Source organism: Frigoribacterium sp. VKM Ac-1396, assembly GCF_015350895.1.
In the GTDB taxonomy this organism is placed as follows: Bacteria; Actinomycetota; Actinomycetes; order Actinomycetales; family Microbacteriaceae; genus Frigoribacterium.
Window position 1 is genome coordinate 20,281 of record NZ_JADKSD010000003.1, and the last position, 16,984, is coordinate 37,264.

The window sequence follows — 16,984 nt, forward strand, 5'->3', positions numbered from 1 at the left end:
TTCTCGACCGAGGCTAGCGGCCCGGCCGACGACCGTCGCCCGGTGCTGCGTCGCCACCCGACGCCACCGCGTCGTCGCGCACGGTCGAGCCGTCGCGCACGGCCGTACCGTCGCGTGCCGCCCAGAGCAGGCTGCGCTCCACCAGGGTCCGCACCGTCGGGTGCTCGAGCACGTCGACCGAGTGCCCCGGTGTGACGACCGCCATGCGACCGCGGCCCCAGTGGCGCGTCCAGACGGCGGGCGAGGTGACGGGACGACTCCAGGGGTCGCCGACCCGCGCCTCCCGGGTCGTCGTGGCCAGCACGTCGAGGAGGTCGTCGTGCAGCAGCCAGTACTGCTCGGTGACGAGCTCGAAGTCGGTGAGGCCGCGGGTGATCGGGTGGTCGCGGGCGGCCTCGGTGAACCGGATCGTGTGCGGCACGAAGGCGTCGTGACCGTCGTGCCGTCGCTCGCCCGCGGGGCGGCCGGGGTGTGCGGCGAACTGGGCCCCGACCAGGTGCAGGTAGTCGGCGTCCGCGCGGAACGAGTCGACGACGCCCCCGTGCCAGCCCGCCAGGCCGGTGCCCGCGGCGACGGCGGCCCGCAGGCCCGCGGTGGCCTCGGGCTCGATCGAGCCCATCGAGACGCACTGCAGCACGAGGTCGACGCCGGCCATCAGCGCGGCGTCCGCGTAGGCGTCGGGGCCGTCTCGCAGGTCGACGTCGAAGCCGGCCCGCTCGAGGAAGGGCACGAAGAGGTCGGTCGCGCCCACCGGATCGTGGCCGGGCCAGCCGCCGCGTACGACGAGTGCCGTCCGTGTCATGTCCGCTCCCCTCGTCGCCGGGCGCCTGCCCGGCACGGGTCCACGGTACGCGGGGCGGCGATCTCGGAACGGACGCGATCGCCCCCTTGCCAGACAGGCCGCACGCGGATATGTTCGTACTCGCAACAAACGCACTCGACGATGAGGAGACACCATGGCGACCACCCCCACCCGCGACGACAAGTTCTCGTTCGGCCTCTGGACGATCGGATACAACGGCTCGGACCCCTTCGGCGGACCCACGCGCCCCCAGCTCGACGTGGTCGAGGCCGTCGAGAACCTCGACCGCCTGGGCGCGTACGGCCTGACCTTCCACGACGACGACCTCTTCGCCTTCGGATCGACCGACGCCGAACGCCAGAAGCAGATCGACCGCCTCAAGGGCGCGCTCGACGCGACCGGCATCGTCGTGCCCATGGTCACCACGAACCTGTTCAGCGCCCCGGTCTTCAAGGACGGCGGCTTCACCTCGAACGACCGCGGCGTCCGCCGCTTCGCGCTGCGCAAGGTGCTGCGCAACATCGACCTCGCCGCCGAGCTCGGGGCGAAGACCTTCGTGATGTGGGGCGGCCGCGAGGGTGCCGAGTACGACAGCGCGAAAGACGTGCAGGCCGCCCTCTCGCGCTACAAGGAGGGCGTCGACATGCTCTCGCAGTACGTGCTCGACAAGGGCTACGACCTGCGCTTCGCGATCGAGCCCAAGCCCAACGAGCCCCGCGGCGACATCCTGCTGCCGACCCTGGGCCACGCGATCGCCTTCATCGAGACGCTCGAGCACCCCGAGATGGCCGGCGTGAACCCCGAGGTCGGCCACGAGCAGATGGCCGGGCTGAACTTCACGGCCGGCATCGCCCAGGCGCTCTACCAGGGCAAGCTCTTCCACATCGACCTCAACGGCCAGCGCGGCATCAAGTACGACCAGGACCTCGTCTTCGGCCACGGCGACCTGCAGAACGCCTTCTCGCTCGTCGACCTGCTCGAGCACGGCTCGCCCCAGGGCGGCCCGACCTACGACGGCCCGCGCCACTTCGACTACAAGCCCTCGCGCACCGAGACCATCGAGGGCGTGTGGGAGAGCGCGGCGGCCAACATGCGCATGTACCTGCTGCTCAAGGAGCGCGCGCAGGCGTTCCGCGCCGACCCCGAGGTGCAGGAGGCGCTGGTCGCCAGCCAGGTCGCCGAGCTGTCGGTGAACACCCTCGCCGACGGTGAGGGCTACGAGCAGCTGCTCGCCGACCGTGCCTCGTACGAGGACTTCGACGCCGACGCCCACTTCGGCGGTCACGGCTACGGCTTCGTGCGCCTGCAGCAGCTCGCCCTCGAGCACCTCATGAACGCCCGCTGACCCCTCGGTTCCCACCCGTCGCGACATGCCGCCCCGTCCTCGGACGCGGGCGGCATGTCGCGTCTCGTCGCCGCCGCGCCGGGGTGCGCTAGCGTGCTGAGCACCCCGACCGAACGGACACCCGAATGCCCGCACGCCCCCGCCGCAGCTCCGGCCGCCCCTCCGTCGCCGTGATCGGCACCCGCGGCTACCCCAGCTACTACGGAGGCTTCGAGACCGCCGTCCGTCGCATCGCCCCCGCCCTGGTGGACGCGGGCTGGGACGTCACGGTCTACGGTCGCGACGGCTCGACCCGCGACGACGACCCGGCCCGCGACCGCCGCGTCGTGTCGCGCCTGACGAAGGGCGTCGAGAGCAAGTCGCTCAGCACGTTGAGCTACGGCCTGACCGCCGTGCTGGATGCGCTCGTGCGACGCCCCGACGCGGCGCTCGTGATGAACGTCGCGAACGGGTTCTGGCTGCCGCTGCTGAGGCTGCGGGGCATCCCCGTGCTCGTGAACGTCGACGGAATCGAGTGGGAGCGCGCGAAGTGGGGCCGGGCCGCTAAGACGGTGTTCCGCCTGGGGGCCAAGGCCAGCGCCCGGTTCGCGAACGGGTTGATCTGCGACGCCCGTGAGATCGTGCGGCGCTGGCAGGCCGACTTCGGCGTCGAGGGCCTGTTCATCCCCTACGGCGGCGACCCCGTCCGTGAGCTGCCGGTCGAGCCCGGCCAGACGCACCGCGGCTACGCTCTGGTCGTCGCCCGGTTCGTGCCCGAGAACACCGTCGTCGAGTTCGTCGAGGCGGCCCGCACCGTCGCCGAACGCCACCACGTCGTGATCGTCGGCTCGACCGGATACGGCGGAGAACTCGACGACCTCGTGCGTCGCCTGGCCGACGAGAACGACCGCGTGACCTGGCTCGGCCACGTCAGCGACGACGACCGCCTGCACGCGCTCTGGCAGCACGCCGGCGCGTACTTCCACGGTCACAGCGTCGGCGGCACGAACCCCGCCCTGGTGCAGGCCATGTTCGCCGGGGCCCCCGTCGTCGCCCGCGACACGGTCTACAACCGCGAGGTGCTCGACGGCGCCGGCACCCTCGTCGCGCCCGAGCCCGCGGCCATCGCCGCGGCCGTGACCGCCCTGCTCGACGACCCCGTCGAGCAGGAGCGCCTGAGCGCCGCCGCCCTGGCCCGCGCCGCGGACGCCTACACCTGGCAGTCGGTCTGCGACGCCTACGAGGAGGCGCTGCGAGCGACCCTGCCCCGCCCGCGCTGATCGATCGGTCACGTCCCGATAACTTGCACAGGGGTGTGCAAGATCGTACGATGAGGGCATGTCCGATGCCGATGCCCCCGTGGGCGCTGCCCCCGTGGGCGCCGCCTCCGTGGGAGCCGCCCCCGGGCGCGCCACCCGCGCGCCGCGACGCGACGCCGCCGCCAACCGCGACGCACTGATCGCCGCCGCCGCACTGCTGCTCAACCGTGACCCGGCCGTGTCGCTCGAGGCCATCGCCGCCGAGGCCGGCCTCTCGCGCCGCTCGGTCTACGGCCACTTCGCCACCCGCGACGACCTCGTCCGCGAGGTCAGCCTGCGCGGTGCCGCCCGCATCGGCATCGCCGCCCGCCCGGCCCCCATCGCCGACCCCGTCGTCCAGCTCGCCTCGCTCGCCGCCCGCCTCTGGGCCGAGGTCGAGCACGTGCGCGTCATGGCCCAGCTGACCGTGCGCGGGCCCATGGCCCACGAGGTCGGCGAGGCCCTCGCCCCGCTGCGAAAGGCCGTCCGCGACGTCGTGCGCCGCGGCGTCGAGTCCGGGCGCATGCGTGACGACATCGCTCCGCGCACCCTCGCGCACCTCGTCGAGGGCGCCGCCCTGTCGGTGCTCGACGAGGCGACCACCCAGCGGCTCAGCCGGGCCGAGGGCCACCGGCTCGTCATGCTCGCCGTGCTCGGCGTCGTGGGGCTCGACTGGCGCACCGCCGGCCGGCTCGTCGCCTCGACGCCCGAACTCGCCCTCCCGCCCGAGCCGGCGACCGGCGCGTCCGTCGACCACCCGGCCCGCGCCTCCTCGGTCGTCCCGGCGAGCGCCGCCACCACCTCACCCACCGGAGACCCGGCATGAGACTCGAACTGCACGACGTCGCGATCGGCGAGGGTCCGGGCGCAGCCCTGCCCGCGCTCAGCGTGGTCGCCGACCGGTGGGCGCCGGGCTTCGTCGCTGTCGAGACCGAGAACGCGCCCACCCTCGCGGCCCTCGTCGCGGGGGGCCGGATGCACCCCGAGAGCGGTCGGGTGACGGTCGACGGCCGGTCGGACGACGCGGCGATCCGCGCCTCTTTCGCCCTCGTCGACACCCCGAGCGTGGCCGAGCCGTTCGCGGCCCTGACGGTCGTGCAGGTGGCCCGCGAAGAACTGGCCCTGGCCGGGTTGCGCTCCGACAAGGCCTCGGCACGCCTGCTGCTCGACGAGATCGGCCTGCGCGAGCACGAACGGACCCGCCTGGGCTCCCTGCCGACCGAGCTGCGCGTGCGCCTGCTCTGCGAGCTGGCCGTGCTGCGCCCCGAGGTGCGCGGCCTCGTCGTGACGACCCCCGAGCGGCACGGCGGCGACGTCGCGGCGTGGCTCTCGGTGGTGCACGACCTCGTCGGCCGCGACTACACCGTGCTGACCATCACCGGGTTCGCCGCCCTCGCCACGATCGAGTCGCTGCCGACGCCGGACTTCGCCCCGGCCGCACCCGCCGCACCGATCGAGACCGACGCCGCTGGCGACTCCGCGATCGCGCCCGCGTCCGACGCCGACGCCGACGCCGACGCCGACGCCGAGACCGATGCCGCGCCTCCTGCCTCCCCCGACGACACCGCGGTCGCCACCTCCCCCGACACCACCGTCGAAAGCGACCAGCCGTGAAGATCCTCGCCCTCGTCCGTTCCGAGCTGCAGCGCCTCACCGCCACCCCGCTCGCCCGCCTGGCCCTCGTCGCGCTGATGACGGTGCCGCTGCTGTACGGCGGCCTGTACCTCTGGGCCAACCAGGACCCCTACGACAAGCTCGACCACATCCCCGCCGCGCTGGTCAACGCCGACGCCGGCTCGACGGTCGACGGCGAGGCCGTGAACTACGGTGACCAGGTCACCGACCAGATCACCGACGGCGGCGACTTCGACTGGCACGTCGTGTCGGCTGCGCAGGCCGCGGCCGGCCTCCGCGACCAGACCTACGACTTCACCTTCACCATCCCGAAGGACTTCAGCGACGACCTGACCTCGGCGAGCGGCGACGACCCGACGCGCGCCCGGATCACCCTCGCGACGAGCGACGCGAACAGCTACCTGTCGTCGACCATCGCCGAGCAGGCGGCCAAGACCATCCGGGCCTCGGTGACCGAGAAGGTCGGCAAGGAGGCCGCGAGTCGCCTGCTGGTCGGCCTCGCCGACGTCCGCACCAACCTCGGCAGCGCGGTCGACGGGGCGAACCAGCTCGTCGCGGGCACCGGCTCGGCGGTCGCCGGGGCGAACCAGCTGGTCGACGGCGCGGCGGACGCGGCCGGCGGCGCGCACAGCCTCGCCGACGGGACGAGTCAGCTCAGCTCGGGGGCGTCGACCCTCGACACGGGGCTGCAGACCCTGAAGAGCCAGACCTCCGACCTCCCCGCCCAGACCCAGGCCCTCGCCGACGGCGCCGCCCAGGTGGCGGCCGGCAACGACGCGCTGGCCACCGGGGTCGCCGACGCGGCTTCGACGAGTGCGGCCGCGGCCGCCGCCCTGCCCGCCGCGCAGCAGCAGGCCCGGCAGCAGATCGCCGCGGCCCTGACCGAACAGGGCTACACCCCCGAGCAGATCGAGCAGATCGCCGCGACGTTCGCCCCCGCCACCGACTCGCTGACCACCGCCCTGCAGGACGCGAACGCGCAGCTCCAGGGCCTCGACACCCAGGTCGGGCAGCTCGCCGCGGGTGCCGACCAGGTCTCGTCCGGTGCCGCGACGCTGGCCGCCGCGACCCCGGCCCTGACGCAGGGCATCTCGTCGGCCGCCGCCGGGTCGTCGCAGCTGGCCACGGGGGCGGCGAGCGCCGCCTCGGGCGCCTCGACCCTCGCGACCGGGCTCGACACCCTGAGCACGGGGTCGACCACCCTGCGCGACGGCGTCGTCAGCCTCGACACCGGCACGACCCAGCTGCGCGACGGCCTGCAGAGCGGCCTCGGCGAGATCCCCGCGAGCACCGAGCAGACGCGCGACGACCAGGCCGGCGCGATCAGCGACCCGGTCTCGGTCACGGACGACGCCCTGACCAGTGCGGGCACCTACGGCGCGGGCCTCGCACCGTTCTTCATCAGCCTCGCGGCCTGGATCGGCATGTACGCGCTCTTCTTGATCGTCAAGCCGATCTCGAAGCGGGCGATCACCGCCGTCAAGGCCCCCGTGCGCATCTCGCTGGCCGGCTGGCTGGCCCCCGTCGTGCTGGGAGTCGTGCAGATGGTCGCGCTCTACCTCATCGTCACGCAGGCGCTCGGCTTCGAGGTCGCGCACCCGCTCGGCATGATCGGCCTGATGGCCCTGGCCTCGGCGGCGTTCGCGGCGATCATCATGACGCTCAACGTCTGGCTCGGCAGCGTCGGGCAGTTCTTGGGGCTCGTGCTGATGGTCGTGCAGCTCGTCACGGCCGGGGGCACCTTCCCGTGGCAGACCCTGCCCGCGCCCCTGGCCGCCCTGCACTTCGTGCTGCCGATGAGCTACGCCACCGACGGCCTGCGCCAGGTGATGTACGGCGGCAGCACGGCGGCAGCCTGGGGCGACGCGGGCGTGCTCGCGGCCTGGCTGCTCGGCGCCCTCGTGCTCACCGGGGTCGCCACGGCCCGCATGACACGGGCCCGCACGCTGCGCGACCTGCGACCGTCGCTGATCGGCTGAGCCGCGGGGTGGCGGCGACCGCCACCGGGAACGCAGGAGGCGCGGGTCACCCGACCCGCGCCTCCTGCGTCCTCGACGGCGTGGGCGGTCAGCCCGCCTGTGCCTCGAGCGTCGGCAGCACGCTCGGGTCGGCGTCGTCGAGGAAGGTCGTCAGGCGCTCGACCTCGTCGACCTCGCCGATGGCCGACGCGCCCCGGCGGAGGGCGAAGAGCGACCGGAGGACGCCGTGGTTGGGCTCGTGCGACCACGGCACCGGCCCATGCCCGCGCCAGCCGGCCTTGCGCAGCGCGTCGAGCCCGCGGTGGTAGCCGACGCGGGCGTACGCGTAGGCCTCGAGGTCGGCGCCCCGGGCCGCGGCCTCGTCGCTCAGCAGGGCCCAGGCCAGCGACGACGTGGGGTGGGCCGTGACGACCTCGGCCGTGGTCAGCGTCTCGAGGTCGGCGACGACGGTGGGTTCGGCGGGCAGCCGGGTCTCGGGCACGCCGAGCAGGTTCGTGGAGGACATGGCGACCACGCTATCGGCGACGACCGACGACCGACACCGGCCGTGGGCCCAGGGCGACGTCAGAAGCGGTGCTGCCGCACCCACTCGTGCATGACGATCGCGCCGGCGGCCGAGGCGTTGATGCTGCGGGTCGACCCGAACTGCGAGATCTCGATCACGGCGTCGGCCGCGGCGATCGACTCGGGGCTGAGCCCCGGCCCCTCTTGCCCGAAGAGCAGCACGCACCGCTCGGGCAGGGCGTAGGTCTCGATCGGTACCGACCCCTCGACGTTGTCGATCGCGAGGATCGGCAGGCCGACGCCCCGGGCCCACGCGACGAACGTGGCCACGTCGGGGTGGTGGACGACGTGCTGGTAGCGGTCGGTCACCATGGCGCCCCGCTTGTTCCAGCGGCGACGCCCGACGATGTGCACGGTGTCGGCCGCGAAGGCGTTCGCACTGCGGACGATCGAGCCGATGTTCATGTCGTGCTGCCAGTTCTCGACCGCGACGTGGAAGGGGTGCCGGTGCGCGTCGATGTCGGCGACGATCGCCTCCATCGTCCAGTACCGGTAGCGGTCGATCACGTTGCGCCGGTCGCCGTCGCGCAGCAGATCGTGGTCCCAGTGGTCGCCCTCGGGCCACGCGGCCTCGCCGCCGGGCCAGGGGCCGACGCCGTGCTCGGGGTCGACGGTCGGCTCGGGCGGGTCGGACGGGGCGGTCGGGTCGGGGGCGCGGTCGTCGTCCTGGGGCACCCGACCAGGGTAGGCGTTCTCCACCGGCGCCACCCGCGCCTCCTCGGCTCGCAGAGCACCTCGCTAAGGTGACCGCATGGGTGCACGCGAAGACGTCGAATGCTGGCTGACCGACATGGACGGCGTGCTCGTCCACGAGAACCACGCGCTGCCCGGGGCCGCCGAGCTCATCCAGCAGTGGCAAGACGAGGGCACGCCCTACCTCGTGCTGACGAACAACTCGATCTTCACGCCGCGTGACCTCGCCGCCCGGCTGCGGGCCTCGGGCCTGCACGTGCCCGAAGAGCGCATCTGGACGAGCGCCATGGCGACGGCCGACTTCTGCCGGTCGCAGATGCCCGGCGGCTCGGCGTTCGTCATCGGCGAGGCCGGCATGACGACCGCCCTCCACGAGGCCGGGTTCATCATGACCGAGACCAACCCCGACTACGTCGTCGTCGGCGAGACCCGCAACTACTCGTTCGACTCGATCACCAAGGCCGTGCGGCTGATCCTCGGCGGTGCGCGCTTCATCGTCACCAACCCCGACGCCACGGGCCCGAGCGCCGACGGCGTGCTGCCCGCCACCGGCGCGATCGCGGCGATGATCTCGAAGGCCACCAACAGAGACCCCTACGTCGTCGGCAAGCCCAACCCGATGATGTTCCGCTCGGCGATGAACCGCATCGGCGCCCACAGCGAGAACACCGCGATGATCGGCGACCGGATGGACACCGACATCATGGCGGGCATCGAGGCCGGCCTGCACACGATCCTCGTGATGACGGGCATCAGCGACCAGGCCGAGATCGACCGGTACCCCTTCCGCCCGAACGAGATCCTCTCGGGCGTGCACGAACTCGTGCGCAGCGAACCTGTCGAGTCCGACGTGGTGCCGTCCGAGGCCTGACCCCGCGACGCGGTCGGCACCCCGTGGGGTGCCGTGACGACCAGGAGGCGCGAGTCGCGTCGAGCGCTCAGCCCGCGGCCGTGGTCGCGACGAGGCTGGTCGTCAGCGCCTCACCGCCGCTGCGGTTGACGAAGCACGAGTAGGTGCGGTCGCCCGCCGCCCACGCGTCGGCATCGGCGGGGTAGCTCGCGAGCAGCTGGACGTCGGGGTAGGCCGCCGCGGCCTGCCGGTCGAGGGCGTCCGAGCCCGTGCAGAGCAGGTTCATCTGGCTCTGCAGCACGTCGGCACCCGGGTAGGCGTCGCCGTCGAGGGTGCCCAGGCGCGTCAGCTGCGCGACGTGCGGCTGGGCACAGTCGGCGACCTCGTAGTCCTGCTGCCAGGCCGACTCGAACGTCGAGAAGCACTCGCCGCCCTGCAGGTCGGCGTACGAGTGGGTGCCCGCCGCGAGCGGGCCGGCGGGGGTGACCTCGGCGGCCGGCTCGGCCGGGACGGCGGTCACCGTGCGCGCGGCGGTGGGGGCGGAGGCCGCGGACGGGTCGGTCGTCAGGTCGTCGGTGGAGGCGAAGAGCGACCTCGAGATGAAGAACAGGGCGACGAGCAGCAGGACGATGACGAGCGCGGCGCCGACGGCGACCAGGACCTTGTGCTGACCGACCCAGTCGGCGAGACCCGACCCTCGGGCGGGACGCGCGGCGGGCACGTCGGCCGGCCGCGTCTGCGGGACGAACACCCCGGCACCGCCGACCTCGCGCCGAGGCCGCTCGGGCGTCGGCCAGGCGGCGGCGCGCTGCCCGGACGTGCCGGTCTCGGAGCCCGCGACCGAGGCCGACAGGCCCGGCAGCACCTGGGTCGTGCCCTCGGCGTCGGGGCGGTCGTCGACCGCGGACCGAGGAGGCGCGAACAGCCCGGTCGCGGTGGTCACCTCGTCGTCGTCGTCGTCGACGTCGTCGCCGTCGAGGTCGTGGACGTCGCGCCCGTCGTCGGCGACGCCGGGATCGACACGGCTGTCGTCGAGCCCGGCGGCGATGTCGTCCGAGGTCGCGCCCGCGTCGCCTGGAGCGGCGGCCACGTCGTCGGACACGGTCCCCGAGCCGGAGAGCGACCAGGCACCCGCCACCGGGGCGGCGTGCTGCGGATCGGGATCGGGCTCGTCGGTCGCCCGGGGGCGGTCCGCCCCGGGCGACACGACCCCGAGGATCTCGGTGAAGGTCGGCTCACGGTCGGCGGGCTCGACGGGGGGCTCGACGGCGTCGCCGCGACCTGCGGGGGCAACGGTCGACGGGCCTGCCGGCGGCACGGGCGACGGACCGACGAGCGGAGGTGCACCCGTCGTTCCGGGCACGGCTCCCCCGGCGGCAGCCGCTGCGGCCGCCGCGGCCTCGGCCAGGCGGCGTTCACGGCGGGTCATCTCGTGGTGTTCCTCGACCCACCACGGCGCGTCGGCAGCCGGCGTCTGGTCGGCGGTCTCGGCGGGCGTCGGGTCGGCAGTCTCGGCCGGCGTCGGGCCCGGCGTCGGGTCCGCTGCGACGGCCGTCGCTGCGACGGGCTCCGCCCGCTCGACCTCGTCATCCGAGAACCGGGCCTCGGGCTCGGGCTGCTGCAAGACCGCAGTCCTCGGCTCGGGCTCGGGCTCAGGCTCGGGCTCGGGCTCGGGCTCGGGCGCACGCTCTGGGTCGGCTTCGTCGAGTGCAGGCTCGGCCTGCGGTTCCGGCTCCGGCGCCGGCGCTGACTCACGCTCGGCCTGCGCCACGGGCTCCGACTCGAACTCGACCTCCGACTCGAAGTCAGCCTGCGGCTCGGATTCGAACTCAGCCTGCGGCTCGGGCTCGGGCTCGGGCTCGGGCTCGGGCTCGGGCTCGGGCTCGGGCAGAGCGTCCCAGTCGAAGGTCCGGGGTGAGGACGCCTCCGACCGTGGTGCCGAGATCAAGGCCGTGAAGGGCCCCGGCTCAGCCGCCCCGTCGGTCTCGGGGTCGCGGTCCGACGCGGGCTGGCGGTCCCACGCAGCCTCGCCGTCGGACGCGGCCTCCTGGCTGGACGCGGTCACGCGATCTGAGGCGAACCCGGGGTCGGCGTCCGCGGGATCGGAGTCCCCCTCGCCCTCGACGACGGCCGGCTCGTCCGGGACGGGCACCGACGACGGGGGCCGAGGCGGCTCGACCGCTCCTCGCAGCGCACCCAGGTCGAGGGCCTGGGGGTGGCCGGAGGTCTTGGGCGGCGGCGAACCGGCCGGGGTCTCCGGCACGACGAAGGGCAGGGCCGTCGTCGACTCCGAGGCGTCGCCCGAGCGGGCGTCGTCCGCCCCGTCGTCGTCCGCCGAACGGAACTCGGGCAGGTCCGTGACGGGGATCGCCTGGGTCGGCGGCAGGTCGTCGCCCCGGGCGGGGTCGTCGCCGCGGGCGGGGGCGTCGGGTTCGGGGGCTGCGTCGCCGTCGCGACCCGCGCCTCCTTCGTCGACGACATCGTCGGTCGACCCGTCGAACTGCGCGGCCAGCCAGTCGCTGGCGTCGTCCGGCTCGCGGCCGGTGTCGCCCTCGTCGTCGCGCCGGTCGTCGGTCACGGCGCCAGCCCGAGGTCTTCCAGCCCGATGGCGGCGTAGTAGGGGTACCCCGCCGCCTCGATCACCTCTCGGGCACCGGTGCTGCGGTCGACGACCACGGCGACGGCGGCGATCTCGGCACCGACGGCCTCGAGGGCCTTGGCGGCGGCAAGCGGCGAACCGCCGGTGGTCGAGGTGTCTTCGAGGACGACGACGCGTTTGCCCGCCAGGTCGGGGCCCTCGACCTGCTTGCCGCGACCGTGGTCCTTGGGCTCTTTGCGGACGACGAAGGCGTCGTAGTCCTTGCCGAGCGCCACCCCCTGGTGCAGCACGGCCGCCGCGATGGGATCGGCGCCCATCGTCAGGCCGCCCACGGCGAAGACGTCGGGGACCTCGGCGATCAGGTCGACCATGACCCGACCGATCAGCGGTGCGACCCGGTGGTCGAGGCTGACCTTGCGGAGGTCGATGTAGTACGTCGCCTTCTTGCCGCTGGTCAGGGTGAAGTCACCGTGGAAGACGGCCTCGGAGCCGATGTAGTCGATGAGCTGCGTTCGTGCGTCGGTCACGGTCACCCATGGTAGTTCAGGCGGCGTTGCGTGAGGTGGTGCAGCTCGGACCAGGCGCCCGGGGGCACGAAGAAGTCCTCGTAGCGCAGGACGTGACGCGCCGCCAGGGCCGCGAGGCGGGCGTCGACGGATGCCGACGACCGGCCGGGGTACCGCTCGATGTGCACCGGGTCGACCCCCGGCGTCCCCACGTACCGACTCGGCCGACCGCGGCCGCGCTCGCCCGGAACTCTGCATCTCTCATCCGACATGAGGACAGTCATACCCGTTCAACGACGCGAGGGTAAGGTTTTCGCTGCCCTTTGGGCAACGAATCATCCGATCGGGGTACGGACCCGGCCGGTCGGCCCGGGCGGCCGGGCCGGTACCGTGGGGGGCATGCGCGTCGCGACCTACAACGTCAACTCCGTCCGAGCCCGCGTCGGGCGCGTGGTCGACTGGCTCGTGCGCGAAGACGTCGACGTGGTCGGCCTGCAAGAGATCAAGTGCAAGCCCGAGCAGTTCCCCTACGACGCGTTCCGCGACGCCGGCTACGAGGTCGAACTGCACGGCCTCAGCCAGTGGAACGGCGTGGCTTTCGCCAGTCGCCTGCCGATGGAGGACGTCGAGATCACGTTCCCGTCGCAGCCGGGCTTCGCCAAGGGGGCCGAAGGGCCCGACCAGCCCAAGGAGGCGCGCGCGATCGGCGTCACCGTCGAGGGCGTCCGCCTCTGGAGCCTCTACGTGCCCAACGGCCGCGAACTGGACGACCCGCACTACCACTACAAGCTCGATTGGCTCGCCAAGCTGGCCGACGAGACCGAGGGCTGGCTCGCCGCCCGCCCCGACCAGCCCCTGGCCCTCATGGGCGACTGGAACGTCGCGCCGCTCGACACCGACGTGTGGGACGTGTCGGTCTTCGAGGGGCACACGCACGTGAGCCAGCCCGAGCGCGACGCCTTCTTCCGCTTCGACGAGGTCGGGCTGACCGACGTCGTCCGCTCCCGCCTGCCCGAGGGCTACACGTACTGGGACTACAAGCAGCTGAGGTTCCCGAAGAACGAGGGCATGCGCATCGACTTCGTGCTCGGGTCCAAGCCGTTCGACGACCTCGTCACGTCGGTGGCCATCCACCGTGACGAACGCAAGGGCGACGCCCCGAGCGACCACGTGCCGGTCGTCGTCGACCTCGACCTCGAGACCGAGCTGGACGACGACCGCCCGATGATTTTCTGACCCGCGGGGCCCGGCCCCGCGGGCGTGCCGCGGCGTCAGGGCGCCAGGGCGTGCCGCGGCGCGAGGGCGCGAGGGCGCCAGGGCGTGCCGTGGCTTCAGGCCAGCCGGGCGGCCACGAGCACGAGGACGGGCACCGACAGGATCGTGGTCGCCAGCACGGTGTCACGGGCGACGACGACTCCCGTGCGGTACCGCTGCGCGTAGTTGAAGACGTTCTGGGCCGACGGCAGCCCGGCCAGCACGACGGCCACGAACAACTCGTCGCGGTCGAAGTCGAACACGAAGGCCCCGAGCAGCCAGGCTGTCACCGGCATGACGACGAGCTTCAGCACGACCGCCACGGCGATGTCGGCACGCCCCTGCCCCGCCTGGAACGGGGTCGACCCGTGCAGCGACATGCCGAACGAGAGCAGCACGACCGGCACGGCGGCGCCTCCGACGAGCGTGAACGGCTCCATCACCGCGGCGGGGATCTCGAGCCCGGTGACCGCCACGACGACCCCGAGGGCCGAGCCGATCAGCAGCGGGTTGGTGAACGGACGGGCGATGGTGCGACCAAGGCTGCTGCCCCGGTTCGTGACGGTGTCCATCACCGCCAGGACGACAGGGGTCAGCACCAGCAGCTGGTAGAGCAGCACGGGCGCGACGAAGGTGGCGCTGCCCAGCACGTAGGTGGCCACCGGCAGGCCGATGTTGTTCGCGTTGACGTACGCGCCACCCATGGTGCCGATCGTCGTCTCGGCCGTGCCGCGCTTCAGCACGAACCGCAACACCACGACCGAGATCACGGCGGCCACCAACGACGCCAGGGCCGACACCACCAGGAGGCGCGAGAACAGCACGTGGACGTCGGCCTGCGAGATCGTCGAGAACAGCAGGCAGGGCGTGAGGACGAAGAAGACGAGCCTCGAGAGAACCTGGTGCCCCGAGGCGCCGAGCAGGTCGAGCCGGCCGACGACGTAGCCCGTCGCGATGACCACCCCGATGATCGCGAACCCGATCAGCACTCCACCCATGGCGTCCATCCTGTCCCATCGCGGCGCGGGCACCGAGCCGGGTCGGCCGGGCGGGTCAGTCGCGAGCGGACTCCAGCGCCGGACGCAGGACGTCGACGACGCGGCTCACCTCGTCGTCGGTGAGGCCCGACCCGCTCGGCAGGCTGAGCCCGTGGTCGAAGAGGCGTTCGGCGGCGCCCGACACCAGACGGCCCGCGCCCGCGAACACGGCCTGCTGGTGCATGGGCTTCCAGAGCCGACGGGTCTCGATGTCGGCGTCGGCCAGGGCACGACCGACCGAGTGCACCCGGGCGGGGTCGTCGAAGACCAGCGACGTGAGCCAGGCGTTGTCGGTCTCGTCGTGGCCGTCGTGCAGCACGGTGACGCCGTCGAGGTCGCGGACGAGGTCGACGTAGCGTCGGCGGACCGCGTGGCGCCGGGCGATCATGTCGTCGAGGCGGGTGAGCTGGGCGCGCCCCAGGGCGGCGAGGACGTTGCTGAGTCGGTAGTTGTAGCCGATCTCGGCGTGCTCGTAGTGGGCGACGGGCAGCCTCGCCTGGCAGGCCAGGTGACGGGCGTGGTCGGCGAGCTCGACGTCGTCGGTCAGCAGCATGCCCCCGCCCGACGTCGTCATGATCTTGTTGCCGTTGAACGAGACCGCCGACGCCCGGCCGAACGACCCGGCCGCCCGACCGCCGGCGGTGGCACCGAGCGACTCGGCGCTGTCGCACAGCACCGGCACCCCGTGCCGGTCGGCGACCGCCTGGATGCGGTCGAGGTCGGCGACCCGACCGTAGATGTCGACCGGCAGGACGGCCGAGACGCGATGCCCACGGGCCGCCAGGCCGGCGAGGGCCTCGTCGAGCAGGTCGGGGCACAGGTTGCCGGTGATCGGGTCACAGTCGACGAAGAAAGGCCGGGCCCCGGCGTGCACCACGGCGTTCGCCGTCGCCACGAAGGTGAAGGTCGACGTGACCACCGTCGTGCCGGGCCCGACGCCGATGCCTCGGAGGCCGAGGTGCAGCGCGGCGGTGCCCGACGAGACGGCGACGCCCGCGGCGACCCCGACCCGGGCGGCGATCTCACGCTCGAACGCGTCGACCTCGGGCCCGAGGGGGGCGACCCAGCCCGACCGCATCGCCCGGTCGACGGCGTCGCGCTCGAGGGCGCCCACGTCGGGGGCGGAGAGGTTGATGCGACTGGTCATGAGGCTCCCTGCTTCATCGGTACAGTGGAATGTTACACGTGACCTACGCATGAGTAAATATCACAGGCGGATCTCGCCGCGATCGTCATGGCCCCCGGGCGACGGTGTCGGGCGAGCCGGGCGGAGCGCTGCGGACCGACGCGGCAAGATGGCCTGGTGACCCGCCTCCACGACCCCGCCGCCCACACGTTCGCCAGCGACAACTACGCCGGGGCGCACCCCGAGGTGCTGCAGGCGATCGTCGACGCCGCGGGCGGCCACGTCGGCTCGTACGGCGCCGACCCCTACACGAGCCGCCTCGCCGAGGTCGTCGTCGACACCTTCGGTGAGGGAGCCTCCATCGACCCCGTGCTCACCGGCACGGGCGCCAACGTGGCCGCCCTGCAGGCGCTCACCCCGCGGTGGGCCGCGGTGATCTGCGCGACGACGGCCCACGTCTACACCGACGAGGGCGGCGCCCCCGAACGACTCGGCGGCATCAAGCTGCTGACCGTGGCCACCCCCGACGGCAAGCTCACGCCCGAACTCGTCGACCGGCAGGCCCACGGCTGGGGCGACCAGCAACGACCGCAACCCCTGGCCGTGACCATCACGCAGAGCACCGAACTCGGCACGGTCTACACCCCTGACGAGATCCGGGCGGTCACCGACCACGCGCACTCGCTCGGCATGCGGGTGCACCTCGACGGCGCCCGCCTGGCGAACGCGGCCGCCGCACTCGGGGTGTCGCTCCGCGAGCTGACCCGCGACGCCGGCGTCGACTCGGTCTCGTTCGGCGGCACGAAGAACGGCCTCGTGCTCGGCGAGTCGGTCGTGACCTTCACCGAGGAGGCGCGGGCCGGCCTGGTCTACCTCCGCAAGATGGACGCGCAGCTGGCTTCGAAGATGCGCTTCGTCTCGGCGCAGTTCCTCGCGATGTTCGACGGCGACCTGTGGCGGCGGTCCGCGACCCAGGCGAACGCCATGGCCACCCGCCTGGCCGCGGGCCTCGCCGACCTGCCGGGCGTGACGATCACGCAGGCGGTCGACGCCAACGCCGTCTTCGTCGTGCTGCCCCCGGCGGTCGTCGAGCCGATGCGGGCGGCGCACCACTTCTACGACTGGAACCGCGCCACCGGCGAGGTGCGGCTGATGTGCTCGTTCGACACCCGCGACGAGCACGTCGACCGCTTCGTCGACGACCTCCGCGCGATGCTCGCCTGACCGCCGGGCACGCGCCCCGCGGCAAGCGCCCCGTGTCCCGTGCGCCATGCCCGCGCCCGGCAGCCTGGCAGGCCGATGCCCGTGGGCCGGGAA

Annotated in this window: 16 protein-coding genes; 8 read left to right on the forward strand and 8 right to left on the reverse strand. The window is 73.2% G+C overall.

Annotation, left to right across the window (positions count from 1 at the left end; all coding sequences use genetic code 11):
• Positions 1-13 precede the first annotated feature (13 nt).
• The gene (locus ITJ55_RS12375) at positions 14-802 is read right to left on the reverse strand and encodes a ThuA domain-containing protein (RefSeq protein ID WP_194595682.1); all 789 of its coding nucleotides are present in this window, start codon (positions 800-802) and stop codon (positions 14-16) included.
• Positions 803-956: 154 nt separating this feature from the next.
• On the opposite strand from ITJ55_RS12375, the gene xylA reads away from it, so the two are divergent.
• From xylA to ITJ55_RS12400, 5 genes are all read left to right on the forward strand, one after another.
• Positions 957-2,147, forward strand: coding sequence for a xylose isomerase (xylA, locus tag ITJ55_RS12380; protein WP_194595683.1), 1,191 nt, complete (start codon positions 957-959; stop codon positions 2,145-2,147).
• 125 nt (positions 2,148-2,272) lie between these two features.
• On the forward strand, positions 2,273-3,406 hold the full coding sequence (locus tag ITJ55_RS12385) for a glycosyltransferase (protein WP_194595684.1): 1,134 nt from the start codon (positions 2,273-2,275) through the stop codon (positions 3,404-3,406).
• Positions 3,407-3,464: 58 nt separating this feature from the next.
• Positions 3,465-4,250, forward strand: coding sequence for a TetR/AcrR family transcriptional regulator (locus ITJ55_RS12390; protein WP_194595685.1), 786 nt, complete (start codon positions 3,465-3,467; stop codon positions 4,248-4,250).
• Positions 4,247-5,038 (forward strand): hypothetical protein, encoded by a 792-nt coding sequence (locus ITJ55_RS12395; RefSeq protein WP_194595686.1) that lies wholly within the window; start codon positions 4,247-4,249, stop codon positions 5,036-5,038. The genes ITJ55_RS12390 and ITJ55_RS12395 overlap by 4 nt, the downstream gene beginning before the upstream one ends.
• Positions 5,035-7,038 (forward strand): YhgE/Pip domain-containing protein, encoded by a 2,004-nt coding sequence (locus ITJ55_RS12400; protein WP_194595687.1) that lies wholly within the window; start codon positions 5,035-5,037, stop codon positions 7,036-7,038. Before ITJ55_RS12395 ends, ITJ55_RS12400 begins: the two co-directional genes overlap by 4 nt.
• Positions 7,039-7,126: 88 nt before the next feature.
• Here ITJ55_RS12400 and ITJ55_RS12405 read toward each other — a convergent pair whose 3' ends face one another.
• Positions 7,127-7,543, reverse strand: a complete 417-nt coding sequence (locus ITJ55_RS12405) for a DUF3151 domain-containing protein (protein ID WP_194595688.1) — start codon at positions 7,541-7,543, stop codon at positions 7,127-7,129.
• Between the two features lie 59 nt (positions 7,544-7,602).
• Complete coding sequence (locus ITJ55_RS12410) at positions 7,603-8,277, reverse strand: RNA methyltransferase (RefSeq protein ID WP_194595689.1); 675 nt, start codon at positions 8,275-8,277, stop codon at positions 7,603-7,605.
• 76 nt (positions 8,278-8,353) lie between these two features.
• Between ITJ55_RS12410 and ITJ55_RS12415 the strand changes: the two genes are divergently transcribed.
• Positions 8,354-9,166: an HAD-IIA family hydrolase gene (locus tag ITJ55_RS12415; RefSeq protein WP_194595690.1), complete on the forward strand. Its 813-nt coding sequence runs from the start codon at positions 8,354-8,356 to the stop codon at positions 9,164-9,166.
• Positions 9,167-9,233: 67 nt separating this feature from the next.
• Here the strand turns inward: ITJ55_RS12415 and ITJ55_RS12420 are convergent, their stop codons facing one another.
• The 3 genes from ITJ55_RS12420 to ITJ55_RS12430 are packed head-to-tail and all read right to left on the reverse strand — an operon-like array spanning position 9,234 to position 12,438.
• Positions 9,234-11,723 (reverse strand): hypothetical protein, encoded by a 2,490-nt coding sequence (locus tag ITJ55_RS12420; protein ID WP_194595691.1) that lies wholly within the window; start codon positions 11,721-11,723, stop codon positions 9,234-9,236.
• Positions 11,720-12,271 (reverse strand): orotate phosphoribosyltransferase, encoded by a 552-nt coding sequence (gene pyrE, locus ITJ55_RS12425; protein WP_194595692.1) that lies wholly within the window; start codon positions 12,269-12,271, stop codon positions 11,720-11,722. Before pyrE ends, ITJ55_RS12420 begins: the two co-directional genes overlap by 4 nt.
• A gap of 2 nt (positions 12,272-12,273) precedes the next feature.
• On the reverse strand, positions 12,274-12,438 hold the full coding sequence (locus ITJ55_RS12430) for a hypothetical protein (RefSeq protein WP_194595693.1): 165 nt from the start codon (positions 12,436-12,438) through the stop codon (positions 12,274-12,276).
• 211 nt (positions 12,439-12,649) lie between these two features.
• On the opposite strand from ITJ55_RS12430, the gene ITJ55_RS12435 reads away from it, so the two are divergent.
• Positions 12,650-13,486 carry an exodeoxyribonuclease III gene (locus ITJ55_RS12435; RefSeq protein ID WP_056260938.1) on the forward strand — a complete coding sequence of 279 codons (837 nt, stop codon included), beginning with the start codon at positions 12,650-12,652 and terminating at the stop codon, positions 13,484-13,486.
• 95 nt (positions 13,487-13,581) lie between these two features.
• Here the strand turns inward: ITJ55_RS12435 and ITJ55_RS12440 are convergent, their stop codons facing one another.
• Both ITJ55_RS12440 and ITJ55_RS12445 read right to left on the reverse strand, forming a co-directional pair.
• Positions 13,582-14,502: an AEC family transporter gene (locus ITJ55_RS12440; protein WP_194595694.1), complete on the reverse strand. Its 921-nt coding sequence runs from the start codon at positions 14,500-14,502 to the stop codon at positions 13,582-13,584.
• Positions 14,503-14,557: 55 nt separating this feature from the next.
• Positions 14,558-15,688, reverse strand: a complete 1,131-nt coding sequence (locus tag ITJ55_RS12445; protein ID WP_194595695.1) for a DegT/DnrJ/EryC1/StrS aminotransferase family protein — start codon at positions 15,686-15,688, stop codon at positions 14,558-14,560.
• Between the two features lie 156 nt (positions 15,689-15,844).
• Between ITJ55_RS12445 and ITJ55_RS12450 the strand changes: the two genes are divergently transcribed.
• The gene (locus ITJ55_RS12450; RefSeq protein ID WP_370544156.1) at positions 15,845-16,891 is read left to right on the forward strand and encodes a low specificity L-threonine aldolase; all 1,047 of its coding nucleotides are present in this window, start codon (positions 15,845-15,847) and stop codon (positions 16,889-16,891) included.
• Positions 16,892-16,984 lie beyond the last annotated feature (93 nt).